Below are 26,428 nucleotides of genomic sequence, written 5' to 3'. Positions count from 1 at the left end.
CCGTGAAAACATGAGCAGGTCGGACATCCAGGAGACGGGGTCCGGGACGGCACCGCGGGAGGGTTCTCCGGCGGTGGAAAACTCCTCCGGTCCGGCCGGGAACTCCGTGCCGCCAGTGCGGAACTCCCTGGTTCCGGCGGACACTTCGGAAGAGGTGCGGGCCCGGCGCGAGCGGGTCGGACGGGAGGTCGCCGTCCTTCCGGTGGGGAGCTACGAGCAGCACGGCCCGTACCTTCCGCTGGCCACCGACACGCTGGTGGCCTGCGCGATCGCCCGCGAGATCGCCGCCGCTCATCCTGTCCACCTCCTCCCTCCCGTGACGATCTCGTGCTCCCACGAGCACGCGGCCTGGCCGGGGACCGTCAGCATCTCCTCCGTGACCCTGCACGCGGTAGTGCGCGACATCGCCGAATCCCTCCGCCGTTCGGGAGTCGACACTCTGGTGCTGGTCAACGGACATGGCGGTAATTACGTCCTGGGCAATGTCGTTCAGGAATCCGTCGGCAGTGGTACCCGTATGGCGCTGTTCCCGGCCCTGGAGGACTGGGAAGCGGCGCGGGAACTGGCCGGCGTGGAGACCTCCCTGCTCAGCGATATGCATGCGGGGGAAATCGAGACCTCCGTCCTTCTGCACACTCATCCCGAGTTGGTGCTTCCCGGATACGAGACGACCGATTTCCTGGCCGATGACCGCAGGCATCTCCTTACCGTCGGGATGTCGGCCTATACCGAATCCGGAGTCATCGGCCGGCCTTCGCTGGGTTCGGCCGAGAAGGGAAAGGCGCTACTGGCGGGCCTGGTGGACTCCTTCGGCGCGTACATCTCTTTGCTCACCTCGGAAACGGAACTCCCGGGGGACGCCGGCGCCCGCCGCCGGCCGTGACGCGAGGGCGCCTTCGGCCGCGGTGGGGGTGAGCGCGGGAAGGTGGCGGGAGGGGCGTGGCCGCGGGCGGGCGCGGCGGTGGCCGGGGCGGGGACGACACAGCGGCCGGGCTCGCCCTCAGGGGTTGCCGCCACTCGCGGCGTACCGGCCGTACCGGGCACGTCGTGGGGCTGTACGGAGTCCGTGGCGGCCGTCGTGGAGGCGTACGGCGTCGCAGGGACCGGCGCGGCCGCGGTGGTCGCCTCCGCACGTGAGCGTCGAACGCCCGCGTACCAGCGGGCGACGAGCACGCACACGCCCGGCAGGCTCGCCGCGAAGCTGAGGACGCCGTAGACGACGGCGACGGTCAGGCCCGTGGTCGCGCCGAGGCCCGCCGCACCGAAGGCCCAGGCGGTGACACCCTCCCGGGGGCCCCAGCCGCCGATGTTCAGCGGCAGTCCCATGGCGAGCAGGGCGAGCAGGGCCAGGGGCAGCAGCACGGCCGCCGACGCCCCGGATCCGGCGACCCGGGCCGCGAGCAGGAACATCGCGAGGTGTCCGGCCAGCACCACGGTCGAGGAGACCAGTACGCCCGGCCAGTTCCCGCGGGCCAGCAGCGCGTGGCGCGCCTCGGCGAGGGTGGCGCGGACGGCCCGGCGCCGGGCGGACGGGGCGGCGGGTGCACGGCCCATGCGCAGCGCGGCGACGACCGCCAGCGCGCCCAGCACGGCGAGCGCGCCCAACTCGGTGAGGTGGCGGGCCTGCGCGAGGACCGGCGAGGGCTGGGTGAGCAGCACCACGGCGCCGACGGCGACGAGTACCGCCTGGCCCGCGGTCCGTTCGAGGACCACCGCGCGGACACCGCGGCCGAGGTCGCCGGCGCTCTGCCCGTGGCGTACCGCGCGGTGCACATCGCCGAGGACGCCGCCGGGCAGGGCCGCGTTCAGGAACAGGGCCCGGTAGTAGTCGGCGACGGCCGCGCCGAGCGGCAGCCGGATGCCCAGGCCGCGGGCGACCAGGGACCAGCGCCAGGCGCTGAACACCGTGGTGAGCAGGCCGAGTCCGAGGCCGGCCAGCAGGGTCGGGCCGTCGATGCGCCGCAGCCCGTCGACGAAGACTCCGGTGCCGAGCCGCCACAGCAGCACGGCCAGGATGACGACTCCGGCGACGGTCCCGGCATGGGTGCGGACGGCGCGGGAGCCGATGCGCGACCGGATGCCCCGTCCGCCGAGCCGGGCCCCGGGGTCCCGGGACTGCGGCGGCTCTCCGCCGCCGCGCGTCCGCGGGATCGCGGACGGCACGGTCACCGCCTCCGCACCCGGCGTCAGCGAGGTCACGGACACCGTCTGCGCGGCCGGCGCGTTCATGACCGGCCCGTCGGACCGGGCAGCGCCAGGATGTCGCTGTGGTGGACGACCACGCGCAACTCGCCCGCCTCGCACTGCTCCAGCCGGCGGCGCAGATACGCCTCGGCTGCCGCCGCCAGATCCGGCCGCTGCTCGACGGCCGCCGCGACCCAGCCCCGCAGCCACTCCGCCGTGAGCGGGGCGTGCTCGGCGCCGAGCCGCCAGGCGCTGGGGTGCACCCGGACCGTCGCGCCCTGCTGGGCGAAGGCCTCGCAGGCCGCGGTGATCGCGTCCGGACCGAGCAGCTCGCCGCGCCGCTGGTGCGCGTTGAAGGCCTCGCCGATCTCGGCGTCCAGCGGGTCGGCGGGGGTGAGTTCCACGCGTCCGGCGACCGACAGGGTGAGCAGTGCCGGGCAGCCGGCGCCGACGCAGGCCGCGGCGAGCACGTCCACCTCGTCGCGGGTCAGGACGTCCAGCAGGGCGGACGCCGTCACCAGCGAGGCGCCGGTCAGTACGTCGCCGGTCAGCCGGCCGATGTCCCCGCGCTGTGTGGTGACGGTGACCCGGCTGCCGTCGGCGGCCGCGCGGGGCGCACCCACGGTGGCGAAGTGCAGGAGATAGGGGTCGCGGTCGTGCAGGACCCAGTGCTGGGGGCCGTCGAGGTGGGGGGCGAGCCAGCGGCCCATGGAGCCGGTTCCGCACCCGAGGTCGTGGATGATCAGGCCCCGGTGGCGTCCCGGCAGGTTCGCGAGCCGGATCCGCAGCGGGTCGAGCAGGTCATGGGCCCGGGCGTCGGCGTCGGCGGCCTCGCGCAGTTCGAGCCACCGCGGGGCGAAGCGGGGCACCTCGACGGACGCCTCGCCCTGACCGGACGGCGAGCCGATCGGCGCGGCCGCCTCGCCGTCGGCCCCCGGACCGGGGACCGGCGCCTGCGCTCCGGGTATGCGGCCCGGCACCTCAGAAGAAGTCGTCGTCACGTTCATGCCGCCTTCCGGGGTTCTTGCCGAAGCCGTCCGAGCACACCCGCGAGGCTGCGCGCCGTCGCCGCCCAGCCTCCCAGAGCGGCCCGGCGGGCCCGCGCGGCCGCCTTCAGCCGGCGGCGCACATCGGCCTCGCCGAACCAGCCGCGCAACTCCGCGGCCAGAGCGGCCGGGTTCTCCGGCGGTACGAGGATTCCGGGCACCCCGCCGTCGGGCGCGCGGCCCACCGCTTCGGGGAGCCCGCCGACGTCGGTGGCCAGGACCGGGATGCCCCGGGCGAGCGCTTCGGTCACCGCCATGCCGTACGTCTCGGCGTACGAGGTGAGAACCATGAGGTCGGCCGCGGCGTAGCTCGCGTCGAGTTCGCCGCCGGCCTGCGGACCCGCGAGGTGCAGCCGGTCGCCGAGGCCGAAGCCGTCGATCAGCTTCCGCAGGCCGGCGACGTACTCCGGTTCCTGCTCCAGTCCGCCGACGAAGACGCAGCTCCAGGGCAGGTCGGTGACGGTCGCGAGGGCCTCCACCAGCCGGTGCTGCCCCTTGCGGGGGGTCACCGCGGCGACGCACAGGAGCCGCGAGACCCCGTCGGTGCCGGGCGCGAGCGGCGCGATGTCGGCGCCTGGGACGGCGACATGGACCCGTTCGGGGGCCAGTCCGTGGTGGGCGACGAGCCGGCGGACCGCCCACTCGCTGGTCGCGACGACGGCCGGCACGGCCCGCAGCGTCGCACGCTCCAGGGCGTCCAGTTCCGCGGCCACGGCCGGGTCCAGGCCCGTCTCGTCACCGAGCGGCAGATGCACCAGGACGGCCAGGCGCAGCCGTTGGGCCTCCGGGGCGATGATCTCCGGAACCCCGCAGGCGACGATGCCGTCGAGCAGGACCACGGTGCCGTCCGGCAACTCGCGGAGGGTGCGGGCGAGTTCGGCGCGGGCCGCCGCGTCCGGCCGGGGCCAGCTGCCCGCGACGGCGTGCCGGCGGACCTGCCAGCCGAAGCCGGGCAGATCGAGGCAGACCCGGCGGTCGTAGGCGTTGCCGCCGCTCGGCGCGGCCGGGTCGTCGACACCGCCCGGCATCACGAAGTGCACGGAGCTCAGGGACATGGGGATGATCTCGGCGTTCTTGAGAGCCGCGTGCTGCAGGGGCACGTAGTTCAGGGCCTTCTGGTCGGGCAGTGCCCGGCTCGGGGAGGCGTGCTCGATGGTCACGTCGGTCACAGGGCACGCTCGTAACTCGCCCAGGCGATGTGCGACTCGTGGAGCGTGACGGTGATGCCGGCCAGGCCGCGGGCGCCCTCGCCCAGCGCCCCGGAGTTCACCCGGTCGGCGAGGCGGTCGGCGATCACCTTGGCCAGGAACTCCGTGGAGGTGTTGGTGTCGGCGAAGTCGGGCTCGTTGTCGAGATTGCGGTAGTTCAGCTCGCTCACCAGGGCGCCGAGCTCCTGGGTGGCCAGTCCGATGTCGACGACGATGTTGTCGTCGTCCAGCTCGGCGCGGCGGAAGGTGGCGTCCACGAGGAACGTCGCACCATGCAGGCGCTGCGCGGGTCCGAAGACCTCGCCGCGGAAGCTGTGGGCGATCATGAGGTGATCGCGGACGGTGATACTGAACAACGGACGACCCTCCAGGTGCGGTGCGTCTGATCCCCTGCCGGGAACATGCCGTGTAGTACGGCCGCCCGGTGCGGGTTGTTCAGCCGCTCGTTCTCCTTCTTTCGGCGGCCGCCCGGAGCTCTTCCGGGACGTCCTGCCTGGTCGGAGGCCGGGCAGCTGTCCTTGAGGATCAGTCTGCGGTGTACAGGACTCGGTGGCACAGGCCCGGAATCTCACCGGAGGCGAGCCGGGGCAGCACGTCGGGCAGCTCCTCGAAGGCGCACTCTCCGGTGACCAGGGCGTCGAAGGCGGGATCGGCGAGCAGTTCGAAGGCGAGCGCGAGCCGGTCGGCGTACGTCCGGGAGGCGCGCCGGGCCGGGGAGACCGAACCGACCTGGCTGCTGCGCAGGACCAGGCGCCGTGAGTGGAAGGCCTCCCCCAGGGGCACGCTGACGCGCCGGTCGCCGTACCAGCTCAGTTCGAGGACGGTCCCCTCCGGGCGAAGCAGTTCCAGCGCCCGCGCCAGGCCGGCGTCGGTGGCGCTGGCGTGCACCACGAGGTCGCAGTCGCCCTTCGCCTCCTCGGGCAGCGCGAAGTCGGCGCCGATCGCCCGGGCGATGCCGGCCCGGGCGGGGTCGGCGTCGACGAGCTGGACGCGGACGCCCGGGAACCGGGCGAGCAGCGCGGCGACGGACGAGCCGACCATGCCGCCGCCGATGACGGCGATCCGGTCACCGACCAGGGGCGCGGCGTCCCAGAGGGCGTTCACCGCGGTCTCGACGGTCCCGGCGAGAATGGCGCGCGCCGCCGGAACTCCGTCCGGTACGACGGTCACCGCGTCGGCCGGGACGACGTACCGGGTCTGATGCGGATAGAGACAGAAGACGGTCCGCCCGATCAGCGACGAGGGCCCTTCCTCGACCTGTCCGACGCTGAGGTAGCCGTACTTGACCGGTCCGGGGAAGTCGCCTTCCTGGAACGGGGCCCGCATCGCGGCGTACTGGCTCTGCGGCACTCCGCCGCGGAAGACGAGCGTCTCCGTGCCGCGGCTGACTCCGGAGCACAGCGCGCGCACCAGAACCTCACCCTCGGCGGGCTCCGGCACGGTGTGTTCCCGGATCTCTCCGTGCCCGGGCGACCGGAGCCAGAAGGCACGAGCTGTGGGTTCCATGTGCGTCCTCCTGAACGATCGGCCGACTCCCCACGTACGCAGCTATGAGAAGTCGCGCACAAGGTACGCGGCGTTGATCGAATCTGTCACTCGGCCGGAGGGTGAACGGTGGCCCTGAACCACACGTACGACGCAAGGCTCGCGCACCAGGAGACGGCGGTGGGGGCCGGCGCACAGCTGCTGCTCCTCGCGCTCCTGGGGACGGCGATCGGGTTGGGACCCGCCGGCTGGCTCACGGGCCTGGCCTTCGGGATCGCCACCTGGGCCGTCCTCAACCGGGCCCTGCGCCGCTCGCAGCCCCTCTCCTTCGGGGTGGCGAACCGGGTCACGCTCGGTCGCGCGATCCTGGTCGGCGGTGTCACCGCGCTGGTCGCCGACTCCTTCGAGAGCTCCCCGCCGGTCACGCTCTTCGTGGGGCTGACGGCGGTGGCCCTGATCCTCGACGGGGTGGACGGCAAGGTCGCCCGGCGCACGGGTACGTCGTCCGCGCTGGGCGCCCGGTTCGACATGGAGGTCGACGCGTTCCTGATCCTGGTGCTGAGCGTGTACGTCGCCATGGCGCTGGGGCCCTGGGTGCTGCTGATCGGTGCCATGCGGTACGCGTTCGTGGCGGCGGCCCGGGTCCTGCCCTGGCTGAACGGTCCGCTGGCGCCGAGCATGGCGCGCAAGACGGTGGCCGCGTTGCAGGGGATCGTGCTGCTGGTGGCCGCCGCCGGGATCCTCCCCCACGCCGTGAACTTCGCGCTCGTCCTGCTGGCGCTGGGCCTGCTGACCTGGTCCTTCGGGCGGGACATCAACTGGTTGTGGCGCGCGGGTGCCCGCGGCGGGCACCCGGCCTGGCCCTCGGCGGCGGTCCCCGAGGCCAGGCCGGAGCGCCCGGTCGAGGTCAGCGGTGCCGCGCGAGGAAGTTCTTGACCTTGTCCCCGGACGGCCGGCTGCTCCAGCAGGATGCCGTTCCCGTGGGCGGCTCCCGAGACCACAAGCAGGCGGCCGGGCCGCACCCCGCCGACCGGGCCCGCGGCAGCGCCGCACCGTGTCGAAACCGGCGGGCCGGGTACCGGAATGGGGACGCGACCAAGCACATCGGACGCCCGGACCGGAGACGGAGCAGCGATGACGCAGAACGCGGACGACGGCGCTCGCGCACAGCGGCAGATCCCGCCCGAGCTGCACCTGGCGGCCGTACGGCCCCAGCAGGCCGGCGGCTTCGACCCGCGGGAGCCGGCGCTGCCCCTCGACCACAACCAGGCGATTCTGGAGGCCGCGAAACAGGTGGGCGCGATCCTGAAGAGGAACGCCTACGCCTTCGCCCTCGCCGGCAGCGTGGCTGTCTACGCGCACGGCGGTACGGGCAATCTCCAGCACGACGCCGACTTCTGCATCAGGCCCGAGGACGCGGACCGGGTGGCGGACACCCTGCGTGAGGCGGGTCTGGCGGTCGGCACCCCGCCGGAGGACTGGCTGCTGAAGGCCAAGTGCCTCGGCCAGGACATCGACCTGATCTTCGAGCTGGCGCACCAGCCGGTCACCTCGGAGCTGCTGGAGCGGGCCGAGACGCTCTCGGTCGACTCGGTGCGGATGCCGGTGCTGGCACCGACGGACCTGATGCGGAGCCTGCTCCCCGCGTTCTCCGAACACCACTGCGACTTCGGCGCGGTGCTGCCCATCGCCCGCGCGCTGCGCGAGAAGGTCGACTGGGAGCAGGTGCGCTCGACCTGCGGGGACGCGCCGATGCCGGACGCCTTCCTGTACCTGCTGGAGCGCATGGAAGTGATCGCACCCCCGGAGGAACGACGATGAGCGATCCCACCGAGGAGCCCGGACGCGCCACCGCGGACGTCCCCGGGCAGAACGCCGAATACCGCGTCGCCCATCTGCGCGACCGGCTGGCCGCCGACGACCTGGGAGAACTGGGCGTACGGATCGAGGTGCGCTCGGGGGCGGTGGCACTGACGGGCACCGTGCCCTCCGCGCACTGCCGCGACGAGGTCCTGCGCATCACGCACGAGGAGCTGGCGGGGCTCCCGGTCCACTGCGACCTCGTCGTGGCGGATGCCACCGCCCCCGACCACACGGAGGAACTCGCATGATCCGGGTGGCAGCCGTCGGGGACATCCACATGGGGCCCGACAGTCGTGGCCTGCTCAGGCCGGCCTTCGACACCCTGCCCGAGTGCGCCGACCTCCTGCTGCTCGCGGGGGACCTCACCCGCCACGGCACCCCCGATGAGGCGCGGGTGGTGGCCGACGAGGTCCGCGGCCTCGGCGTCCCGGTCGTCGCCGTACTCGGCAATCACGATCACCACGACGAACGGCCGGAGGAGGTCACCGCCATCCTCCGCTCCGCGGGCGTGCGGGTGCTGGAGGGCGAGGCGACCGTGCTGGAGGCCGGCGGGACCCGGGTGGGGGTCGCCGGGACGAAGGGGTTCGGCGGCGGGTTCGTCGGCAGGAGCGCCGGGGAGTTCGGCGAACCGCTGATGAAGGAGTTCGTCCGCTACTCCCGCCGGTGCGCGGACGGGCTGCGCACCTCGCTGGAGAGCCTGGCCCGGCAGGACTGCGAGGTACGGATCGCCCTGACGCACTTCTCCCCCGTGCCGGACACGCTCGCGGGTGAGCCTCCGGAGATCTATCCGTTCCTCGGGAGCTATCTGCTCGCGGAGGCCATCGACACGGCCGGCGCCGACCTCGCCGTCCACGGGCACGCGCACGCGGGCACCGAGCACGGGATGACGAGCGGTGGCGTCCGGGTCCGCAATGTGGCCCAGCCGGTCATCCGGCGGGCGTTCAGCGTCTACCGGCTGCACGCGCACGCGCCGGCCGGGGAGGTCGCCCCCAGCGGGACGGCGGGCTGAGCCCCCGCGGGCACGTCAGTCCCGGGTGCCGGAGGTGACGGCCTCGGGCCGCGCGCGGGACGTGTCGCCGAAGGCGCGGGGTGTGCCGGAGACGCGGCGGGTGCGCTGGACCGGGACGAGCAGCGCGGCCAGGGCGGCGGCGAGGCAGAGCAGGGCGAGCAGGGTGAACCCGTGGGTGTATCCGGAGGCGTAGGGCAGTCCCGAGGGTTGCAGCCGGCTGGTCACCAGGAGGCTGGTCACGGCCGCGCCGATGGAGCCGCCGATGGTCCTGATGTTGGCGTTCATGCCGGTCGCGGCGCCGGTCTGCTCGGCCGGGACGCTGCCCACGATCAGGTTGGCCATCGAGGCGAAGGCCAGGCCGATGCCGAGGCCGAAGACGCCCGCGGCGAAGGCCACCTGCCACTGCTGGTCGTGCCAGGCGGCGAGGAATCCGCAGGCCACCGCGCCGAGCGAGGCGCCCGCCGTGAGCAGCTTCTTGGCACCCAGTACGGGTTCGAGGCGGCCGCTGAGCACACCCGAGCAGAACATCGCGATCAGCATCGGAAGCATGAGCAGTCCGGCCGCCGTGACGCTCGCGCCGAAGCCGTATCCCGCGGAGCTCGGTGTCTGTACGAAGCCCGGCAGGAAGGACCAGATCGCGTACATGCCGGCGCCGAACAGCAGGGCGGCGGTGTTGGTGGTCCACACCGCGGGCAGCCGCATGATGCGCAGATCGATGAGCGGGCTGCGCGAGCGCGCCTCGGCGAACAGCCACAGCGCGAAGAGCACGACGGCTGCGGTGAACAGTCCCATCACCCGGGCCGATCCCCAGCCCCAGCGGGTCGCCTGGCTGAGCGGCAGCAGCAGGGCCACCAGCCAGCCGGAGAGCAGGACGGCTCCGAGCCAGTTGACGCGCCCCTCGGCGCGGCGCGGGGACTCGGGGACGAAGCGGAGGGCGATCAGCGTGGTGACGGCGACGACGCCGACGGGGAGCCAGAACAGCCAGCGGTAGTCGAGGGCGGTCACGATGGGTCCGGCCGCCACCATGCCGACGCCGCCACCGGCGGCGATCACGGCGGACAGGTTGCTGATGGCGGGGCTGACCTCGGCCGGGGTGAACTCGTCGCGGATGATGCCGAAGGACAGCGGGAAGAGCGCACCGCCTATGCCCTGGACGACCCGGGCGACGATCAGTACGCCGATGGTCGGCGCGAGGGCGGCGAGCAGACAGCCCACGGCCACGGTGACGAGTACGGCGACGAGGGTGCGTTTCTTGCCGATCAGGTCGCCGACCCGGCCGAGGATCGGCGTGAAGACCGAGGCGGACAGCAGATACGCCGTCATCACCCAGGTCGCGGTGGACTGCGAGGTGTGCAGGGCGTGCTGAACGGTCGGCAGGGCCGGCGCGATCAGCGACTGGAGCATGGAGAACACGCCGGCACCGGTCGCGAGGACCGCGAAGGTGAGGCGGGTGGACTTCCGGGGCATCAAAAGAGCCTCTCCGAACAGGATGCGGCCGAGGTCGACGGGCCACGGTCGTACGGACTGGAGTGGCTGCGGGCAGCACTGAGGAAGGCATGCGGGCAGCACGGTTCGAGGGGGAACGCACCTCGACTGCTAAAGTGGAGGTACGCCTCCACTCTACCGGAGGCACCCCTCCGCTTCAACCTCGTCCCGGCCAGGAGGCCCCCGTGACGGCCCAGCCGTATCCCGTCCGCGAGATCGTCGCGGCCCAGCGCCCGCACCGGAAGGACGCCGCGCGCAACTACGACGCCCTGCTGGCCGCCGCCCGTGAGGCCTTCGCGGAGCACGGCGCGGAGGCGTCCCTGGAGGACATCGCCCGCCGCGCGGGCGTGGGAATCGGCACGCTCTACCGGAACTTCCCCACCCGCCGTCAGCTCTTCGAGAGCGTCTACGCGGACGAGGTGAACACCCTGTGCCGGGTGGCGGAGGACGTCGCGGGGCTGGAGCCGTGGGAGGCGCTGTCCTCGTGGCTGCGCCGCTTCGTCGACTACGTCGTCACCAAGCGGGCCGTCCGTGAGGCGCTCAGCAACGAGTCGGAGATCCTCGTCGCCTGCCGCGACTCGATGTACGACGCGGGCGGCCCCCTGTTCGACCGCGCACAGCGGGCCGGACAGGTGCGCACGGACATCGACTTCGACGATCTCCTGCGCATGGTCGCCGGCATCACCTCGACGAACTTCCTCGACGACGCCCAGCGGGACCGCGTCCTGGCGGTCGCGCTCGACGGGGTCCGCGCCACGGGCTGACGCAGACCATCGGTCGCGCTCGACGGCGCCGACGCCGCCCGCTGACGTACACCACCCCGCGCGCTCGACCGAGCCCGCGTCACGACCTGCCGTCGATCAGTCCAGGAACGCCGCCATGGTCGCCACGAACGCGTCGGCGTCGTCGAGCCACGGGAAGTGCCCCGCCCCGGGCTGGACGACGAGCCGGGCGTCCGGGAACAGCCCGGCCAGCTCGGCCATCGCGCCCGGCGGCGAGTTCAGATCGGCCTCTCCGGCGAGCACGAGCACCGGCGACGCGAACCGGGCGAGCGCCGCCCGGGTGGCATCCGGGTCGAAGGCGCCCTCCGCGCCGTACGCGGCCGCGGCCTCGCCGTTGCGCTGCTCGGCCTCGGCGGCCCGGTGCTTCTGCGCCGCTTCGTCCCAACGGCCGTACCAGAAGGGCGCGATGGCCTGCATCCGGTCGCCCGTCGCGTTGCCCGCCATGATCGCCTCGAGTGCCTCGAAGGCCTCGGGGAACCACGGCTCGTCCCGGCGGAGCCGCGCCGCCGCGCGCCGCTGGTCCGGCGTGACGGTGACCCCGACGGCCATGACGCTCGGGGTGATGAGCGCGAGCCCGGCGACGCGTTCCGGGTGGCGGGCCGCGTACAGCAGGGCCAGATTGGTGCCGCCGGAGTGCGCGAGCAGGTCCATCGTCTCCAGGCCGAGGTGCTTGCGCAGGGCCTCCACGTCGTCGACGAGCCGGTCGCAGCGGTACGACGACACGTCCGCCGGCACCGCGGAGTCGCCGGTGCCGCGCAGATCCGGCATCACCAGCCGCCGGTGCGCGGACAGACCGCCGAGGTCGCCGAGGTACACGGAGGCCTGCATGGGTCCGCCGGGCAGGCAGACCACCGGCCGCCCGTCCCCCTGCACGTGGTACGCGAGTGTGGTTCCGTCGGGCGCGGAGTAGGCAGACATGCGCCGGAGCCTCGCACCGCTCCTGCGGTGGAGCAACCGGGTTTCCGCTGGGCGGGTGCCACGACAGCGATGAGGGGGCCCGCACGGAGGTCACTCCGTGCGGGCCCCCTCATTCGGTGCCGGCCGGGTCAGCCGACGCCGATGCCGAACAGGTGCATGTTCACGTTCTCCGGCAGCGTGACGGACTTGACGGTCCGGCCGGCGGGCGCCTCGAACGGCTTGGTGGCGTAGATGTACGCCGGACCGCCGTGACCGGGATTGCGGTACTCCGTCTTCACCACTACGGAGTTGTCGAAGACGGGTGTGCCGGAACTGCTCCCGCCCGGCATCACCCAGTCGCCGAACGACAGGTCGGTCTTCGCCGTACTGCCGTCGTCGAACGTCACCGTGGCCGTCGTCCGCACATCCCCGTAGATCGCGGCGCCCACGAACGTCAGCTTCCGCACGTCGGCGGACTGCGTGGTGAGGTCGATGGTCTGACCCGCCGCGTAGAGGTGGTCGGGCCGGCCGGCCGGGGAGGCCGGCCAGGTGAAGGAGGTGCCCGAGGCCTCCACCTTCGCGCCCGGGGTCAGTCCGGCCGCGGCCAGTGCCTGACGGGAGTAACTGCCGCCGGAGCGGTCGAAGTCACCCTGCGAGGTGTCCGTGTCGCTGGAGATGCCGGTGGCGTTGTACGCCGCCCCGAAGCTCCCCTCGGCGGCGACCTGGACGTAGACCGTCTGCTTGACGGCCGGACCGGTCGCGCCCTTGACGGTGACCGGGACGCGGTAGAAGCCGTCGGCCGTGTCCGGCCCCGCGGTGGCGGTGAACGCGACGCTGCCGGATCCGCTGCGTCCGTCGAGCTTCAGGGTCTTCCGCCCGGCGTCGAGCGTCAGTCCGTCCGGCGCCTGCGCGGTGACCTTCAGGGTGCGGTCCTTGCCGCTGAGCCGCTGCGCGTCCACGGTGAGCTTCGCCGGCTTGCCGCGGTCCACGGTTGCCTGGCTGGGCGAGACGTTCGCGAGGAACGCGTGCTCACCCGACCGGTACGACGGCGGCGCCGCCTTCGCGCCGGTCGCCCAGGTCTTGTCCGGGGTGGCGCTCAGGGTGAAGTCGAGCCTGCCTCCCTTGCGTACGGCGCTCTGCGGCAGATAGGTGCGCGCCCACTTGGCGCCGTCGAGCTTGAGACCGTGGACGTACTTTTTGTCCGCCGAGGCGCCGGGTGCGCGCAGGTCGAGGTTGTGTGAGCCGGGCAGATCGAGAACGGCGCGCTCGAACAGCGGGCTGTGCACGGTCAGGTCGGCCGTGCCCGGGGTCGCCGGATACACGCCGAGGGCGGCCCAGACATACCAGGCGGACTGCGCGCCCAGGTCGTCGTTGCCGGGTTCGCCGTCGGGCGTGGGACCGAACATCGTGGTGGCGACCTTGCGGACGGTCTCCTGCGTCTTCCAGGGCTCGCCGAGGTAGTTGTACGCCCACGGCACCGCGAAGTCGGGCTCGTTGCCGGCCCACATATAGGGCGCGTTGGGACCCGCGTTGAGCTGGGTGAGGAAGGTGTCGAGCCGCTTCGAGGCGACGTCGGAGCCACCCATGGCGGTGGTCAGGCCGGCCATGTTCTGCGGCACGAGCCAGTTGTACTGGGCGGCGTTGCCCTCGTCGAAGCCGCTCTGCCCGATCTCGCCGGAGGACGGGGCCTGGAAGGCGGGGCCGTCGGGGAAGAGCCCGTCCTCGCTGCGCGGCTGGACGTAACCGGTCGTCGGGTTGAAGAGGTTCTGCCAGTTCTGGGAGCGCTTGGTGAACGTGGCCGCGGTGCTCTTGTCGCCGGTGGCCTTCGCGAGCTGCGCGATGGCGAAGTCGTCGATCGACCACTCCAGCGTGATGGAGGCGCCGACCAGCTGGTGGTCACCGCGCGCGGAGTCGTTGTTCGCCAGATAGCCGCGCTCGACGTAACTCTCCACGCCCGGGCGCTCCTTGTACGCGCCGGCCGTGTTGTCCACCGACGTCGCGCCCTTCACGAGGTACTTCAGCGCCGTCTTCACATCGAAGTCCCGTGCGCCGTACGCGTAGAGCGCGGCGACCAGCGGCACCGAGTTGTCCCCGGTCATCTGGCTGGTGGACTGGTTGGCCATGGGCCAGCGCGGCCACCAGCCGTTCTGCTGCGCGTCGTTGACGAGCGACTGCGCCATGTCGCTCGCCTCCTTGGGGAAGAGCATGGCCTGCAGCGGCGCCAGCGAGCGGTAGGTGTCCCAGTCGGAGAAGTTCGCGTACTGGGTACGGCCCTTGGGCAGCGTACGGATCTTGTCGTCGAAGCCGATGTAGCGGCCGTCGACGTCGTTGAAGGTGTTCGGGTGCATCAGCGAGTGGTAGAGCGAGGTGTAGAAGGTCTTGAGCTCGCCCTCGTCGCGGCCGGCCACCCGGACCTTGCGCAGGGTCTTGGTCCACTGGTCGCGGGTGCTCTTCGCGACCGCGCCCAGGTCCCAGCCGGGGATCTCCGCGGCCATGTTGGCCTGCGCGCCCGCCACGCCGACGTAGCTCATGGCGACCTTGGCGTGGACGGTGCGGTCCTTCGCGCCACTGGTGTCGAACGTCAGATAGGTACCGGCGCGCTTCGCGTCCACCGCGTCGCCGCCGGGCTGCACCTTGGACCCGTCCCAGGTGCCGTGCGCGGTGAACGGGCGGTCGAAGGTGATCGCGTAGTGCACCGTGTACGTGTTGGACTTCCCGCAGAAGTGACCCGTGGTGGCGGATCCGGTCACCTGGTTGTCGCCGACGACCTTCATGTCGGCCGCGTCGTTGCCACCCAGGCTCGCGCCGCCCTTGACCAGCACCTGGGCCGCGTCCGTGGCCGGGAAGGTGAAGGCGGCGAGGCCGGTGCGGGTCGTCGCGGTCAACTCGGCGCGTACGCCGGAGTCCGCGAGGGTCACCGCGTAGTAGCCGGGCTCCGCCTGCTCGCTGTCGTGGCTGTACTTCTCGGTGCGGTCCCAGGGCGCGGAGCCGATGTCGCCGACCACGGGCAGGATCGGCACGTCACCGAAGGCGCTGCAGCCGACGGAGGCGTGGTCGAGGCTGAAGCCGCGGATCCGGTCGTTGTGGTACTGGTACCCGGCGTAGCTGTTCTGGGTGTCGGGCGAGAACTGCATCATCCCGAACGGTGTCGAGGGGCCGGGGAAGTTGTTGATCTCGCCGAACGAACTGCCGCTCAGTCCGGTCCCGATGAACGGGTCGACGTAGTCGGCGGGGTCGCTGACGAGAGACGCCGGCTTCGCCGCGCCTGACAACGTTGTCGACGCGGCCTCGGCGACGGTGCCTGCTCCCATGAACAGCGCCGCCGCGGTGGCGACGGCGCCCAGGCGACGGCGGAATCTTCGGTGTTTCACAGGGGGACTCCGGAGGTGGGACGAGCGGTGCGGGAACAGCGTTACCTTCTCCGCGTGTTCGTTCTTGGGTCAACCCCTTTGCATGCGTTGTTTTCTGTGTGTTTCCAGTGAGAAGAGCGACCCAACCTGGATATACAGCCACACAGTTGCCGACCTGGCGGGATCCCTTTGCCGCTCACGAGAAGACTGTATTCTGTATACGAGTACACCCGTGCGCAGCCCTTGCTCGGAGGAGACATGGCAGATTTGAACCCCGATGTGGTCCTGGGAATGGCCGCCCAGGCGCCCGACGGCGTAGTGATCATCGACCATGAAGGTCTGATCCGGTACTGGAACCACGGGGCTGAGCGGATCTTCGGATTCTCGGCCGACGACGTCGCAGGCCGCAGTCTGGACCTCATCATTCCCGAGCGGCACAGGAAGGCCCACTGGGACGGCTTTCACACGGCCATGGCCGAAGGCGCCACCAAGTACGGGGAGGACGACCTCCTGAACGTTCCTGCCGTGACCTCGGACGGTTCGAAGCTGTCCATCGAGTTCAGCGTGGTGCTGCTGGCCGATCCGGACGGCGGCCCGGGCCATGTCGGAGCGGTCATCCGGGACGTCACCGCGCGCCGCGCACAGGAGCGGGAGCTGCGGCGGCAACTCGCGAACGCGCCCGACCCGACAACGGTCTGACGACCGCCTGGACGTGACGGACAGCCGGACCGGTGCTCCCCTCAACGGGAGTCACCGGTCCGGCTGTTCGCGCTCACCGGCCCGCACCGGCGCCTTCCCGCTCAACGGGAGAAGGCGCCGGCACCTTGCGCGCTCAACGGCTCGCACCCGACCGGCCGTTCGCGTGCGAGCGGCACCCGCCGAGGACCCTCCGAGCCCGCACACGGGTGCTCCGCGTGCGAGGAGACGCGCGCGGAGCACCCGGGACGTCCGGGTCGGTCAGGCGACGACGTTGCCCTCGTGCAGCTTGCGGATGTCGTTCGCGTCGTAGCCGAGGTCCGCGAGCACCTCGTCCGTGTGCTCACCGAGCAGCGGCGCGCCCTTGATGTCGGGCTTGAAGGAGGAGAACTTGATCGGGCTGCCCACGGTCAGGTAGGTGCCGCGCTCCTTCTGCTCGACCTCGACGATCGTGCCGCTCTTGCGCATGTCGGGGTCCTCGGCGAGCTCCTTCATGCTGAGCACGGGAGCGCAGGGCACCTCCCACTCACGCAGGATGTCGACCGCCTCGTACTTGGTCTTGTCGGCCAGCCACTTCTCGATCTCGCCGAAGATCTCCATGATGTGCGGCTGGCGGGCCCGGGCGGTCGTGTACTCCGGGTCGTCGACCCACTCGGGGTGGCCGATGGCCTCCGCGGTGCGCTTCCAGTTCTGCTCCTGGACCGTGAAGTAGATGTAGGCGTTGGGGTCGGTCTCCCAGCCCTTGCACTTCAGGATCCAGCCCGGCTGGCCGCCGCCGCCGGCGTTGCCGCCGCGGGGCACCGCGTCACCGAACTCGCTGTGCGGGTACTGCGGGTACTCCTCCAGGTAGCCGACCTTCTCCAGGCGCTGCTGGTCACGGAGCTTGACCCGGGTCAGGTTGAGCACGGCGTCCTGCATGGACACCGATACCTTCTGGCCGAGGCCCGTCGCGTTGCGCTGGATGATCGCGGTCAGCAGGCCGATCAGCAGGTGCATACCGGTGTTGCTGTCACCGAGGGCCGAGCCGCTGATGGTCGGCGGACCGTCCCAGAAACCCGTGGTGGACGCGGCGCCACCGGCCGCCTGCGCGACGTTCTCGTAGACCTTGAGGTCGGACCAGGACGAGTCGTCGTTGAAGCCCTTGACCGAGCCGAAGATCAGGCGCGGGTTCAGCTCGTGGATGTAGTCCCAGCCGAGACCCATGCGGTCCATGGCGCCCGGCGCGAAGTTCTCGACCAGGATGTCGGACTCGCGGATCAGCTTCTCCATGACCTCCTTGCCGCCGGGGGTCTTGGTGTTGATGGCCAGCGAACGCTTGTTGCTGTTCAGCATGGTGAAGTACAGGGCGTCGAGGTCGGGGATGTCCCGCAGCTGATTGCGGGTCACGTCGCCGCCCTGGGGGCGCTCGACCTTGATGACGTCGGCTCCGAACCAGGCGAGCATCTGTGTACACGCGGGACCGGCCTGGACCCCGGTGAAGTCGATCACCTTGATTCCGGCGAGCGGCTTTTCACTCATGGTGGTTTCCTTCTCGTGAATGTTCGCGGTGCGAGTGTGGGCTCTGTGCGGGCGCAGAGGTGTCGGGGAGGGGGGCGGTCACTTCTTCGCCGTGATGTTGCCGACGGTGATGCCCTTCGGGTTGAGGTGCGCGATGTGGCCGCTCTCGGTGCCGGCCGAGGGGTCGATCACGCAGTCGATGAGCGCCGGACCACCGGAGGCGAGCGCCTCGGTGAGGGCGGCGGTGACCTCGGCGGGGGTGGTCGCGCGGTAGCCCTTGCCGCCGAAGGCCTCGATCATCAGGTCGTGGCGTGCGGAGAGCATCAGGGTGGTCGGCGAGGGGGCGTCGTCGAGCGGGTTCACGTCGTCACCGCGGTAGACACCGCCGTTGTTCATGATGACCGTGACCACGGGGAGCTTGTAGCGGCAGACCGTCTCCAGCTCCATGCCGCTGAACCCGAAGGCGCTGTCGCCCTCCACGGCCACGACGGGGGCGCCGCTCTCCACGGCTGCCGCGATCGCGTAGCCCATGCCGATGCCCATGACACCCCACGTACCGCTGTCGAGGCGGTGGCGCGGTACGTGCATGTCGATCACGTTGCGCGCGATGTCCAGCGCGTTGGCGCCCTCGTTGACGAGGTATGTCTCGGGCTGCTCGTGGATGACGTCACGTACCGCCTTCAGCGCGCCCATGAACTGCATCGGGCTGGGGTCGGCCTCCAGCCGCTTCGCCATCTTGGCGACGTTCTGCGCCGAGCGCGCCGCCAGCTCGTCCTTCCAGGCCGCCGGCGTGGCGATCTGGCCGGGCTTGGTCCGCTCCGCGATCGCGTCGAGCACCGACTCGATGTCGCCGACGAGCGGGGCGGCGATGGGCTGGTTGCTGTCCAGCTCCTTGGGCTCGATGTCGATCTGGATGAACTTCGCGTCCGGGTTCCAGCTCGGCGCCTCACCGTGGTTGAGCAGCCAGTTCAGCCGGGCGCCGACGAGCACCACGACGTCGGCCTTCTTCAGCGCCAGTGAGCGGGCGGTGGCCGCCGACTGCGGGTGGTTGTCGGGCAGCAGGCCCTTCGCCATCGACATCGGTACGTACGGGACGCCGGTGGACTCGATGAACTCACGGATCTTGGCGTCCGCCTGCGCGTACGCGGCGCCCTTGCCGAGTACCACCAGCGGCCGCTCGGCGCCGGCGAGCAGCTCGATCGCGCGGTCCACCGCCTCGGGGGCGGGCAGCTGGCGCGGCGCCGGGTCGACGAGGCGGCTCAGCGTCTTGGCGCCTTCCTCCGCGTCCATGATCGAGCCGAGCACGGCGGCCGGGATGTCGAGGTAGACACCGCCGGGGCGGCCCGAGATCGCGGTGCGCAGCGCGCGGGCGATGCCGCGGCCGATGTCCTCCACCCGGCTCACCCGGTACGCGGCCTTGACGAACGGCTGCGCGGCGGCGAGCTGGTCCATCTCCTCGTAGTCGCCCTGCTTCAGGTCGACGAGATGCCGCTCGCTGGAACCGGAGATCTGGACCATCGGGAAACAGTTCGTGGTGGCGTTCGCCAGCGCGACCAGCCCGTTGAGGAAGCCCGGTGCGGACACGGTCAGGGCCACGCCGGGCTTCTTGGTGAGATACCCGGCCGCGGCCGCCGCGTGTCCCGCGTTGCTCTCGTGCCGGAAGCCGATGTAGCGGATGCCCTGCGCCTGGGCGAGACGGGCCAGGTCGGTGATCGGGATGCCGACCACCCCGTAGATGGTGTCGACGTCGTTCAGCTTGAGCGCGTCGACGACCAGGTGGTACCCGTCGGTGAGCTCGGTCGGAACGTCGGCTGCTGCCGCGGTCTCCAGTGTCGAGGGGGCGGTCATGGTCCGAGGTCCTCCTATGGCAGGTCCTGCCTGTGCGGCTACTTCTCTCACCTTCCGCAGCCCGCTCGCCCGCGTCCAAGACCCATCGACGACCAGCCGATAAACAGCATCTATCGATGGCGGGTGGAGGCCGCCGACCTGGCCTTGCAGCACGCTTGATAGATGCCTGCTATTGCCCGTTCACCAGCGGGTATTGGACCGGGCGCCGCGCGTCACCGCAGGCTCGCAGATGACTGCTTCAGCAGACCGTGCGCGAGGAGGTGGGGTCATGGCCGTTCCGGCCGCAGCATCCGTGCGCGACGTGAACTGGTACCGGCCCCCGGAGCTCACGGGCCTGGTCGATCTTCTCGACCGGCACGTCCGCGAACGTCCGCACGCCCGGGCCCTGGTCGTCACCGGGGGCCGGGTCCAGCTGTCCTACCGCGCCCTCGCCGCGCTGGCCGACGACGTGGCGGCGCGGCTCGGCGGGACGGGGCTGCGCCGGGGCGACGCGGTCGGGCTGATCTGCGCCAACACGGCCGAGTTCGTCGTCGGGATGCTGGGTGCGGCACGTGCCGGCCTGGTGGTCGCGCCGGTGGACCCCGCCCTGCCCGAGTCCCAGCTGTCCGCCCGGCTCGAAGCGCTGGGCGCGCAGGCGGTGCTCCTCGGTCCCGCCGCGGCCGGCGCCCCGCCGATCGCTCCGGTCCGGCTGCCGACCTGGCCGCTGCGCGTGGACGTCTCCCGTGCGGGGACGGCGGCGGTGGCGCTCGACACCGGCACGCGCCTGGTGCGGCACGCCCGGGGCGCGGCACACGAACTCGTCGGCCAGGACGCCCTCGTCCTGTTCACGGCGGGCACCACCGACCGGGCCAAGATGGTCCCGCTGACGCACGCCAACGTGGCCGCGTCGGTGCGGAACATCTGCGCCACCTACGAGTTGGGGCCCGGCGACGCGACGGTCGCGGTGATGCCGTTCTTCCACGGCCACGGCCTGTTCGCGGCACTGCTGGCGTCCCTGGCCAGCGGCGGGTGCGTACTGCTCCCCGAGCGGGGACGGTTCTCGGCCCATACGTTCTGGGACGACATGCGGGCCGCGGCCGCCACCTGGTTCACCGCGGTCCCCACCATCTACGAGATCCTGCTGGACCGTTCGGAGACCGAGTGCCCGGGCCCCCAGCCGCCGCCCCTGAAGTTCGTCCGCAGTTGCAGTGCCCCGCTCAACACGGCCACCCAGCGGGCGCTGGAGCGCACCCTCGGTGCGCCGCTGCTGTCCGCGTACGGGATGACCGAGTCCACCCACCAGGCGACCAGCGAACCGCTGCCGCCGCGCGGACCCCTGAAGCAGGGGTCGGTGGGCCGGCCGACCGGGGTGGACCTGCGGGTCGTCGATCCGGACGGGCTGACCTGCCCGGCCGGTGCGGAGGGCGAGGTGTGGGTGCACGGTCCGACCGTGGCCCGCGGCTATCTGGGCAACCCGGCCGAGACGGCGCGCAGTTTCGCCGACGGCTGGTTCCGCACCGGTGACCTGGGCTCGCTGGACGAGGACGGGTTCCTGTCCCTGACCGGGCGCATCAAGAACCTCATCAACCGTGGCGGCGAGAAGATCTCACCGGAGCACGTCGAGGACATTCTCGCCGGATGCCCCGGGGTCGCCGAGGCGGCCGTGTTCGCCCTGCCCGACGCGACCTACGGGCAGCGGGTCGGCGCCGCCGTCGTCGTACGCGACGGAGAGAGCATCGGGTCCCAGCAGATCCTGCAGTACTGCCGTGACCGGCTGGCGGCGTTCGAGGTGCCGGACCGGCTCGACGTCGTCGCCGCGCTGCCGCACACCGCCAAGGGTGCGCTGGACCGGCAGGCGGTGGAGGCCCGGTACGGCCGGTGACAAGGCGGCACCGGGCACGTCACCCGGGCTCCGGCTCACCGCACGCGGTGCTCGGCCGGCAGCGGCTGGTCGAAGAAGCTGTCCAGCGACAGGCCGGTCGCCGCGTTCACGAACGCGCGGGCGGCGACCGAGCCGGGGGTCGCCGCGTGGATCGCCACCGAGACCTGGGCCCCGGCCTCCGGGTCGATGAGGGGCAGCGCGCGCGTCCTGCCGATCACCGGCATGGCGCGCAGCCAGGTGTGCGGCACGATGCTCGCCCACTCGCCGCCCCCGACGTGCGCGTACAGGGAGGCGATCGAGTCGGTCTCCACCTGCGGGGTCACCACGAATCCCTTCTCCGCGAAGACACCGTCGATGATCTGGCGGATCCGCATGTCGGGGGTCAGCAGCGCCAGCGGCATCTGGGCCGCCTCCGCCCAGGTCATCACGGAGGTCTGGGACATCAGCTGGTCGGCCGACACCAGGAGCATGTACCGCTCCTGGTACAGCGGTACGACCTGGAGGCCCTCCTGGTCGCCCGGGTCGAAGTGGGCGATCGCGACGTCCAGCTCGAAGTCGCGCAGCTGGCGGTGGAGTTCCTTGGTCGACAGACGGGAGCGGACCTGCACCTTGGCCAGCGGGTGGGCCGCGCAGAACGCGGCCACCGGAAGCGCCAGGGTCGTCGAGGCCGTGGGGTCGGTGCCCAGCCGCAGCGTTCCGCTGATGCCGGACTGCACGGCGGCGACCTCCGCCTTGAAGGCGTCCTGCTCGGCGAGGATCCGCTTGGCCCACACGACGAGCCGTTCGCCCTCCGGGGTGAGGCCCTGGTAGTTGTGACCGCGGTTGATCAGCGTGACGTTCAGCTCACGCTCCAGCTTGGCGATCGCCGCCGAGAGCGCGGGCTGGGACACGTAGCAGGATTCCGCCGCCCGGGCGAAGTGTCTCTCCCTGGCCACCGCCACGAAGTACTCAAGCTGGCGGAACAGCATCAACGACTCCTCTCTGCCTGAAGCCGCACCGGCACCTCCTGCGGGAGTCGCAAGGCCGTCAGTGCCGGCCGTGCGGCTCCGGGGACGTCGGGACGTCCCCGGAGCGGCCGAAGACGGACCAGCCGGATGCCGTGGGGCCGGCCAAGCTTATCGAGCGCGGCCGCCGCGATCATCGTGCTGCCCCACCGGGCGGTGCGGCGGTTCTCGCAGGCAGCCGCGTCGTTCCGGGAAATCTACTGCGGTGCGGCGGTGACCGCCCCCGCACCCGGCGCGCTGCGACGCGCCAGCAGATCGATGGCGGCGTGCACCGCGCGCAGGTTGGGCGCCTCGGCGCCGGCGATGTCGGCCATCTCCACCACCGCGGTCACGATGGCGTCGAGTTCCAGCTGCTTGCCCGCCTCCAGATCCTGCAGCATCGAGGTCTTGTGGTGTCCCACGCCCTCCGCTCCGCGCAGCCGCTTCTCGATCGAGATGTCCGGGGTGCTGCCGACCCGGGCGGCGATGTCGAGGGTCTCCTCCATCAGCAGGGTCACCAGGCGCCGGGCGGGCGGGTGCCGGCAGATCTCGACCATGGTCGCCCGGGTGAGGGCGCTGATCGGGTTGAAGGCCACGTTGCCCATCAGCTTGATCCAGATGTCGTCACGCAGGTTGGGCTCCACCGGGCACTTCAGCCCGCCCGCGATCATGGCCTCGCTCAGCTCCGTGCACCGCTCGGAGACCTCTCCCCCGGGTTCGCCGATGGAGAAGCGGGTGCCTTCCAGGTGCCGGATGACACCGGGTGCCTCGATCACCGTGGCCGGGTAGACCACACAGCCGATCGCCCGTTCCGGCGGCAGGACCTTGCTGGTGGCGCCGCCGGGGTCGACCGCCTCGATCTGGCGTCCTTCGTAGGGGCCCGCCAGCTTGTGGAAGTACCACCACGGGATGCCGTTCTGCCCGGCCACCACCGCCGTCCGGTCGCCCAGCAGCGGGGCGACGAGGGATCCGCTGGAGGCGTAGGAGTGCGCCTTCAGCCCCAGGAACACGAAGTCCACGGCGCCGATCTCCGCCGGGTCGTCGGTGGCGTGGGGCCGGGCGACGAAGTCACCCCGTGGGCTGTTCACCCGGACCCCGTCGGCCCTGATCGCCCGCAGGTGCTCACCACGGGCGACGAGGTGGACGTCCGCACCGCCCCGGTGCAGTGCCGCTCCTACATAGGCGCCGATCGCACCGGCTCCGAGGACTGCAATTTTCACGGTGGCTCCTCTCGAGGGGGACGTAATGAATACTGTATGCAGTATCCTCACTCGATGGGAACACCTCGTCACGGGTTACCGGACCGGGGTCGCCCTGCCCACGCCCAGTCCGCGAAGGGACATGTGCACAGCCATGAGGGACACCACATGACACGGGACACCGCAGCAGCAGAGACCGGGCCCACGGCCCTGATCGGGGTGCCCCTCGAAACGGCGGCCGGCGAACGCCGCGTCGCGCTCGTACCCAATGTCGTCGAGCGGCTGCGGGCCGCCGGTCTGGCCGTCGTGGTCGAGGCCGGCGCAGGCGCCGGCGCCCTGATCCCCGACGAGCGGTACGAGCAGGCGGGAGCCACCATCGGCGATCCCTGGGACGCCGATGTCGTGGTCAAGGTCAACCCGCCGACGGAGCGGGAGATCGACTCACTGGGATCCGGGACCACACTGATCAGCTTTCTGGCCCCGCTGACCCGGCCCGAGGTCACGGCGCGGCTGCGCGGCTCCGGCATCACCGGATTCGCCATGGAGGCCGTACCGCGCATCTCCCGGGCACAGTCCATGGACGCGCTGTCCTCCCAGGCCAACGTCGCCGGATACAAGGCGGTCCTGCTGGCCGCCGAGCGCTCCACCCGCTTCTTCCCGATGCTCACCACGGCCGCCGGCACGGTGAAGCCCGCGACGGTCCTGGTGCTCGGCGTGGGAGTGGCCGGGCTCCAGGCCCTCGCCACCGCCAAGCGGCTGGGTGCCCGCACCACCGGCTTCGACGTCCGGCCCGAGGTCGCCGAGCAGGTGCGCTCGCTCGGCGCGAAGTGGCTGGACCTGGGCGTCCAGGCGGCCGGCGAGGGCGGTTACGCCCGGGCGCTGACCGAGGAGGAACAGGCCGAGCAGCAGCGCCGGCTGACCGAGGCGGTCGCCGGCTTCGACGTGGTGATCACCACCGCGCTGGTGCCCGGCCGGCCCGCGCCGCAGCTGGTCACGGCCGAGGCGGTACGGCGGATGCGGCCCGGCAGCGTGGTGGTGGACCTGGCCGGCGAGATGGGCGGCAACTGCGCGCTCACCGAGCCGGGCGAGACCGTCGTACGGCATGACGTCACCGTCGCCGCCCCGCTCAACCTGCCGGCCACCATGCCCGAACACGCCAGTGAGCTCTACGCCCGCAACGTGCTGTCGCTGCTGGAGCTGATGGTGGTCGACGGCAAGGTCGCGCCCGACTTCTCCGACGAGATCCTCGCCGGTGCCTGCGTCACACGGGAGGAGGAGGCCTGATGTTCCTCTCCAATATCGCCCTTCTGGTGCTGGCCGGCTTCGTCGGCTTCGCGGTGATCTCGAAGGTCCCCAACACCCTGCACACGCCCCTGATGTCGGGCACCAACGCCATCCACGGCATCGTGCTGCTGGGCGGCCTGATCCTGGTGGGACACGCCGCGACCGGCTTCCTCAACCAGCTGTTGCTGGTGATCGCGATCGCGTTCGGCACGATCAACGTGGTCGGCGGCTTCCTGGTGACGGACCGCATGCTCGGCATGTTCAAGAACAAGCCGAGCCCCGCCGCGAAGGGAGCCGACGACCATGAGTGACCTGATCCACGTGCTCTACATCATCGCGTTCAGCCTGTTCATCTACGGTCTGACGGGCCTGACCGGGCCGCGGACCGCGGTGCGCGGCAACCTCATCGCCGCGGCCGGCATGGCGATCGCGGTCGTCGCCGCCCTGCTCACCCCCGGCACGGGCAACTGGTGGCTGATCGTGCTGGGCATCGGCCTGGGCACGGTCCTCGGGGTGCCGAGCGCCCGGCGGGTCAAGATGACCGCCATGCCACAGATGGTGGCGCTGTTCAACGGGGTCGGCGGCGGCGCCGTGGCGCTGGTCGCCTGGGTCGAGTTCCGGGACACCCACGCCTACGCCTCCGAGGCCTCGTACGTGGCGATCGCGTCGCTGTTCGGCGCGGTCGTCGGCTCGGTCTCGTTCTGGGGCTCGCTGATCGCCTTCGGCAAGCTGCAGGAGATCCTCCCGGGCCGGCCGATCAGCCTCGGCCGCGGTCAACAGCCGCTGAACATCGTGCTGTTCCTCGCCGCCGTCGGCTGCGCCGCGGCCATCGGCGCGGGTGCGGACGCCGAACTGCTCATCATCGGGGTGCTGGTGTTCGCCGCGGTGCTCGGTGTCATGGTCGTCCTGCCGATCGGCGGCGCCGACATGCCGGTGGTGATCTCGCTGCTCAACGCGTTCACCGGACTGTCCGCGGCGGCCGCCGGGCTGGCCCTCGACAACACCGCGATGATCGTGGCCGGCATGATCGTCGGGGCGTCCGGCTCCATCCTGACCAACCTGATGGCCAAGGCCATGAACCGGTCGATCCCCTCGATCATCGCCGGCGGCTTCGGCGGCGGTGCGGTGGCCGGGGGCCCGGGCGCCGGCCCGGTGGACCAGACGGTACGGCGGACGAGCGCGGCGGACGCGGCGATCCAGATGGCGTACGCGAGCCAGGTCGTCATCGTGCCGGGGTACGGCATGGCGGTCGCGCAGGCCCAGCACGCGGTGCGGGAGATGGCCAGGCATCTGGAGGAACGCGGCGTCGAGGTCAAGCACGCCATCCATCCCGTCGCCGGGCGGATGCCGGGCCATATGAACGTGCTGCTCGCCGAGGCCGACGTGCCCTACGAGCAGCTGCGGGAAATGGACGACATCAACGGCGAGTTCAGCCGGACCGAGGTGGCGCTCGTGATCGGCGCGAACGATGTCACCAACCCGGCCGCCCGCTCGAATCCCGGCTCGCCGATCTACGGGATGCCCATCCTGAACGTGGACGAGGCGCACTCGATCATCGTCCTCAAGCGGTCGATGAGCCCGGGCTTCGCCGGCATCGACAACGAGCTGTACTACGACCCGAAGACCACGATGCTCTTCGGCGACGCGAAGAGCTCCGTCGCCGAGATCACCGAGGAACTCAAGGCTCTCTGACCCTCCGAGACGACGTACCCGCGCTGGGGCGGGGTGGAACAGCAGCTGCTGTTCCACCC

Annotated in this window: 22 protein-coding genes and 1 pseudogene; 11 read left to right on the top strand and 12 right to left on the bottom strand. The window is 71.6% G+C overall.

Annotated features, from left to right (window positions below; genetic code table 11):
* Window positions 1-10 precede the first annotated feature (10 nt).
* Window positions 11-841, top strand: a pseudogene (locus tag ACFVYF_RS07385) (creatininase family protein); the annotation flags it as partial.
* Here the strand turns inward: ACFVYF_RS07385 and ACFVYF_RS07380 are convergent.
* From ACFVYF_RS07380 to ACFVYF_RS07360, 5 genes are all read right to left on the bottom strand, one after another.
* Window positions 724-2,229: a lysylphosphatidylglycerol synthase domain-containing protein gene (locus ACFVYF_RS07380; RefSeq protein WP_389452212.1), complete on the bottom strand. Its 1,506-nt coding sequence runs from the start codon at window positions 2,227-2,229 to the stop codon at window positions 724-726. The pseudogene ACFVYF_RS07385 and the gene ACFVYF_RS07380 overlap by 118 nt on opposite strands.
* The gene (locus ACFVYF_RS07375) at window positions 2,226-3,191 is read right to left on the bottom strand and encodes a class I SAM-dependent methyltransferase (protein ID WP_389452209.1); all 966 of its coding nucleotides are present in this window, start codon (window positions 3,189-3,191) and stop codon (window positions 2,226-2,228) included. Before ACFVYF_RS07375 ends, ACFVYF_RS07380 begins: the two co-directional genes overlap by 4 nt.
* Window positions 3,188-4,399, bottom strand: a complete 1,212-nt coding sequence (locus ACFVYF_RS07370) for a glycosyltransferase family 4 protein (RefSeq protein ID WP_389452206.1) — start codon at window positions 4,397-4,399, stop codon at window positions 3,188-3,190. Before ACFVYF_RS07370 ends, ACFVYF_RS07375 begins: the two co-directional genes overlap by 4 nt.
* On the bottom strand, window positions 4,396-4,794 hold the full coding sequence (locus tag ACFVYF_RS07365; protein WP_389452204.1) for a 6-pyruvoyl tetrahydropterin synthase family protein: 399 nt from the start codon (window positions 4,792-4,794) through the stop codon (window positions 4,396-4,398). The genes ACFVYF_RS07370 and ACFVYF_RS07365 overlap by 4 nt, the downstream gene beginning before the upstream one ends.
* A gap of 169 nt (window positions 4,795-4,963) precedes the next feature.
* Window positions 4,964-5,944: a zinc-binding alcohol dehydrogenase gene (locus ACFVYF_RS07360; RefSeq protein WP_389452202.1), complete on the bottom strand. Its 981-nt coding sequence runs from the start codon at window positions 5,942-5,944 to the stop codon at window positions 4,964-4,966.
* A 108-nt stretch (window positions 5,945-6,052) separates the two neighbouring features.
* On the opposite strand from ACFVYF_RS07360, the gene ACFVYF_RS07355 reads away from it, so the two are divergent.
* From ACFVYF_RS07355 to ACFVYF_RS07340, 4 genes are all read left to right on the top strand, one after another.
* Complete coding sequence (locus ACFVYF_RS07355) at window positions 6,053-6,859, top strand: CDP-alcohol phosphatidyltransferase family protein (RefSeq protein ID WP_389452200.1); 807 nt, start codon at window positions 6,053-6,055, stop codon at window positions 6,857-6,859.
* A 198-nt stretch (window positions 6,860-7,057) separates the two neighbouring features.
* Complete coding sequence (locus ACFVYF_RS07350; RefSeq protein WP_389452198.1) at window positions 7,058-7,744, top strand: hypothetical protein; 687 nt, start codon at window positions 7,058-7,060, stop codon at window positions 7,742-7,744.
* Complete coding sequence (locus tag ACFVYF_RS07345) at window positions 7,741-8,034, top strand: BON domain-containing protein (RefSeq protein ID WP_389452195.1); 294 nt, start codon at window positions 7,741-7,743, stop codon at window positions 8,032-8,034. Before ACFVYF_RS07350 ends, ACFVYF_RS07345 begins: the two co-directional genes overlap by 4 nt.
* Window positions 8,031-8,795, top strand: a complete 765-nt coding sequence (locus tag ACFVYF_RS07340) for a metallophosphoesterase (RefSeq protein ID WP_389452192.1) — start codon at window positions 8,031-8,033, stop codon at window positions 8,793-8,795. Before ACFVYF_RS07345 ends, ACFVYF_RS07340 begins: the two co-directional genes overlap by 4 nt.
* A 15-nt stretch (window positions 8,796-8,810) precedes the next feature.
* Here ACFVYF_RS07340 and ACFVYF_RS07335 read toward each other — a convergent pair whose 3' ends face one another.
* Entirely contained in the window at window positions 8,811-10,262 is a 1,452-nt protein-coding gene (locus tag ACFVYF_RS07335) for an MFS transporter (protein WP_389452189.1), read from the bottom strand.
* Between the two features lie 203 nt (window positions 10,263-10,465).
* Between ACFVYF_RS07335 and ACFVYF_RS07330 the strand changes: the two genes are divergently transcribed.
* On the top strand, window positions 10,466-11,044 hold the full coding sequence (locus tag ACFVYF_RS07330) for a TetR/AcrR family transcriptional regulator (RefSeq protein ID WP_389452186.1): 579 nt from the start codon (window positions 10,466-10,468) through the stop codon (window positions 11,042-11,044).
* 96 nt (window positions 11,045-11,140) lie between these two features.
* Here the strand turns inward: ACFVYF_RS07330 and ACFVYF_RS07325 are convergent, their stop codons facing one another.
* Together ACFVYF_RS07325 and ACFVYF_RS07320 are read right to left on the bottom strand one after the other, a co-directional pair.
* A complete protein-coding gene (locus ACFVYF_RS07325; protein ID WP_389452184.1) occupies window positions 11,141-11,980 on the bottom strand; it encodes an alpha/beta fold hydrolase in 840 nt (279 codons plus the stop codon).
* Between the two features lie 128 nt (window positions 11,981-12,108).
* On the bottom strand, window positions 12,109-15,330 hold the full coding sequence (locus ACFVYF_RS07320; RefSeq protein WP_389452181.1) for a GH92 family glycosyl hydrolase: 3,222 nt from the start codon (window positions 15,328-15,330) through the stop codon (window positions 12,109-12,111).
* A 237-nt stretch (window positions 15,331-15,567) separates the two neighbouring features.
* Here ACFVYF_RS07320 and ACFVYF_RS07315 point away from each other — a divergent pair, with 237 nt between their 5' ends.
* Complete coding sequence (locus tag ACFVYF_RS07315; RefSeq protein WP_389452178.1) at window positions 15,568-16,008, top strand: PAS domain-containing protein; 441 nt, start codon at window positions 15,568-15,570, stop codon at window positions 16,006-16,008.
* A gap of 258 nt (window positions 16,009-16,266) precedes the next feature.
* On the opposite strand, the gene frc is transcribed toward ACFVYF_RS07315, so the two are convergent.
* Window positions 16,267-17,523: a formyl-CoA transferase gene (gene frc, locus ACFVYF_RS07310; RefSeq protein ID WP_389452176.1), complete on the bottom strand. Its 1,257-nt coding sequence runs from the start codon at window positions 17,521-17,523 to the stop codon at window positions 16,267-16,269.
* Between the two features lie 78 nt (window positions 17,524-17,601).
* Window positions 17,602-19,350 carry an oxalyl-CoA decarboxylase gene (oxc, locus tag ACFVYF_RS07305; protein WP_389452173.1) on the bottom strand — a complete coding sequence of 583 codons (1,749 nt, stop codon included), beginning with the start codon at window positions 19,348-19,350 and terminating at the stop codon, window positions 17,602-17,604.
* Between the two features lie 268 nt (window positions 19,351-19,618).
* Here oxc and ACFVYF_RS07300 point away from each other — a divergent pair, with 268 nt between their 5' ends.
* Complete coding sequence (locus tag ACFVYF_RS07300) at window positions 19,619-21,211, top strand: FadD7 family fatty acid--CoA ligase (RefSeq protein WP_389452170.1); 1,593 nt, start codon at window positions 19,619-19,621, stop codon at window positions 21,209-21,211.
* 35 nt (window positions 21,212-21,246) lie between these two features.
* Here ACFVYF_RS07300 and ACFVYF_RS07295 read toward each other — a convergent pair whose 3' ends face one another.
* Together ACFVYF_RS07295 and ACFVYF_RS07290 are read right to left on the bottom strand one after the other, a co-directional pair.
* Window positions 21,247-22,179, bottom strand: a complete 933-nt coding sequence (locus ACFVYF_RS07295; protein ID WP_389452167.1) for a LysR family transcriptional regulator — start codon at window positions 22,177-22,179, stop codon at window positions 21,247-21,249.
* A 233-nt stretch (window positions 22,180-22,412) separates the two neighbouring features.
* A complete protein-coding gene (locus ACFVYF_RS07290; protein ID WP_389452164.1) occupies window positions 22,413-23,414 on the bottom strand; it encodes a 2-dehydropantoate 2-reductase in 1,002 nt (333 codons plus the stop codon).
* 147 nt (window positions 23,415-23,561) lie between these two features.
* Between ACFVYF_RS07290 and ACFVYF_RS07285 the strand changes: the two genes are divergently transcribed.
* Genes ACFVYF_RS07285 through ACFVYF_RS07275 form a run of 3 tightly spaced genes read left to right on the top strand, consistent with a single transcriptional unit; the run spans window position 23,562 to window position 26,369 of the window.
* Entirely contained in the window at window positions 23,562-24,677 is a 1,116-nt protein-coding gene (locus tag ACFVYF_RS07285; RefSeq protein ID WP_389452161.1) for a Re/Si-specific NAD(P)(+) transhydrogenase subunit alpha, read from the top strand.
* Entirely contained in the window at window positions 24,677-24,988 is a 312-nt protein-coding gene (locus ACFVYF_RS07280; RefSeq protein ID WP_389452158.1) for an NAD(P) transhydrogenase subunit alpha, read from the top strand. Before ACFVYF_RS07285 ends, ACFVYF_RS07280 begins: the two co-directional genes overlap by 1 nt.
* Window positions 24,981-26,369: an NAD(P)(+) transhydrogenase (Re/Si-specific) subunit beta gene (locus ACFVYF_RS07275; RefSeq protein WP_389452155.1), complete on the top strand. Its 1,389-nt coding sequence runs from the start codon at window positions 24,981-24,983 to the stop codon at window positions 26,367-26,369. Before ACFVYF_RS07280 ends, ACFVYF_RS07275 begins: the two co-directional genes overlap by 8 nt.
* Window positions 26,370-26,428: the final 59 nt, after the last annotated feature.

Origin of the sequence: Streptomyces sp. NPDC058274 (assembly GCF_042881375.1) — a bacterium.
Lineage (GTDB): Bacteria > Actinomycetota > Actinomycetes > Streptomycetales > Streptomycetaceae > Streptomyces.
The sequence above is the reverse complement of the archived record's forward strand: the minus strand, read 5'-3'. Positions and strand labels throughout refer to the sequence as shown.

Excerpts from the sequence above, each read along its gene's own strand:
- ACFVYF_RS07380 (WP_389452212.1), bottom strand. The coding sequence starts at position 2,229 with ATGAACGCGCCGGCCGCGCAGACGGTGTCCGTGACCTCGCTGACGCCG.
- ACFVYF_RS07375 (WP_389452209.1), bottom strand. The coding sequence starts at position 3,191 with ATGAACGTGACGACGACTTCTTCTGAGGTGCCGGGCCGCATACCCGGA.
- ACFVYF_RS07360 (WP_389452202.1), bottom strand. The coding sequence starts at position 5,944 with ATGGAACCCACAGCTCGTGCCTTCTGGCTCCGGTCGCCCGGGCACGGA.
- ACFVYF_RS07350 (WP_389452198.1), top strand. The coding sequence starts at position 7,058 with ATGACGCAGAACGCGGACGACGGCGCTCGCGCACAGCGGCAGATCCCG.
- ACFVYF_RS07345 (WP_389452195.1), top strand. The coding sequence starts at position 7,741 with ATGAGCGATCCCACCGAGGAGCCCGGACGCGCCACCGCGGACGTCCCC.
- ACFVYF_RS07340 (WP_389452192.1), top strand. The coding sequence starts at position 8,031 with ATGATCCGGGTGGCAGCCGTCGGGGACATCCACATGGGGCCCGACAGT.
- ACFVYF_RS07335 (WP_389452189.1), bottom strand. The coding sequence starts at position 10,262 with ATGCCCCGGAAGTCCACCCGCCTCACCTTCGCGGTCCTCGCGACCGGT.
- ACFVYF_RS07325 (WP_389452184.1), bottom strand. The coding sequence starts at position 11,980 with ATGTCTGCCTACTCCGCGCCCGACGGAACCACACTCGCGTACCACGTG.
- ACFVYF_RS07315 (WP_389452178.1), top strand. The coding sequence starts at position 15,568 with ATGGCAGATTTGAACCCCGATGTGGTCCTGGGAATGGCCGCCCAGGCG.
- frc (WP_389452176.1), bottom strand. The coding sequence starts at position 17,523 with ATGAGTGAAAAGCCGCTCGCCGGAATCAAGGTGATCGACTTCACCGGG.
- oxc (WP_389452173.1), bottom strand. The coding sequence starts at position 19,350 with ATGACCGCCCCCTCGACACTGGAGACCGCGGCAGCAGCCGACGTTCCG.
- ACFVYF_RS07300 (WP_389452170.1), top strand. The coding sequence starts at position 19,619 with ATGGCCGTTCCGGCCGCAGCATCCGTGCGCGACGTGAACTGGTACCGG.
- ACFVYF_RS07295 (WP_389452167.1), bottom strand. The coding sequence starts at position 22,179 with ATGCTGTTCCGCCAGCTTGAGTACTTCGTGGCGGTGGCCAGGGAGAGA.
- ACFVYF_RS07285 (WP_389452161.1), top strand. The coding sequence starts at position 23,562 with ATGACACGGGACACCGCAGCAGCAGAGACCGGGCCCACGGCCCTGATC.
- ACFVYF_RS07280 (WP_389452158.1), top strand. The coding sequence starts at position 24,677 with ATGTTCCTCTCCAATATCGCCCTTCTGGTGCTGGCCGGCTTCGTCGGC.
- ACFVYF_RS07275 (WP_389452155.1), top strand. The coding sequence starts at position 24,981 with ATGAGTGACCTGATCCACGTGCTCTACATCATCGCGTTCAGCCTGTTC.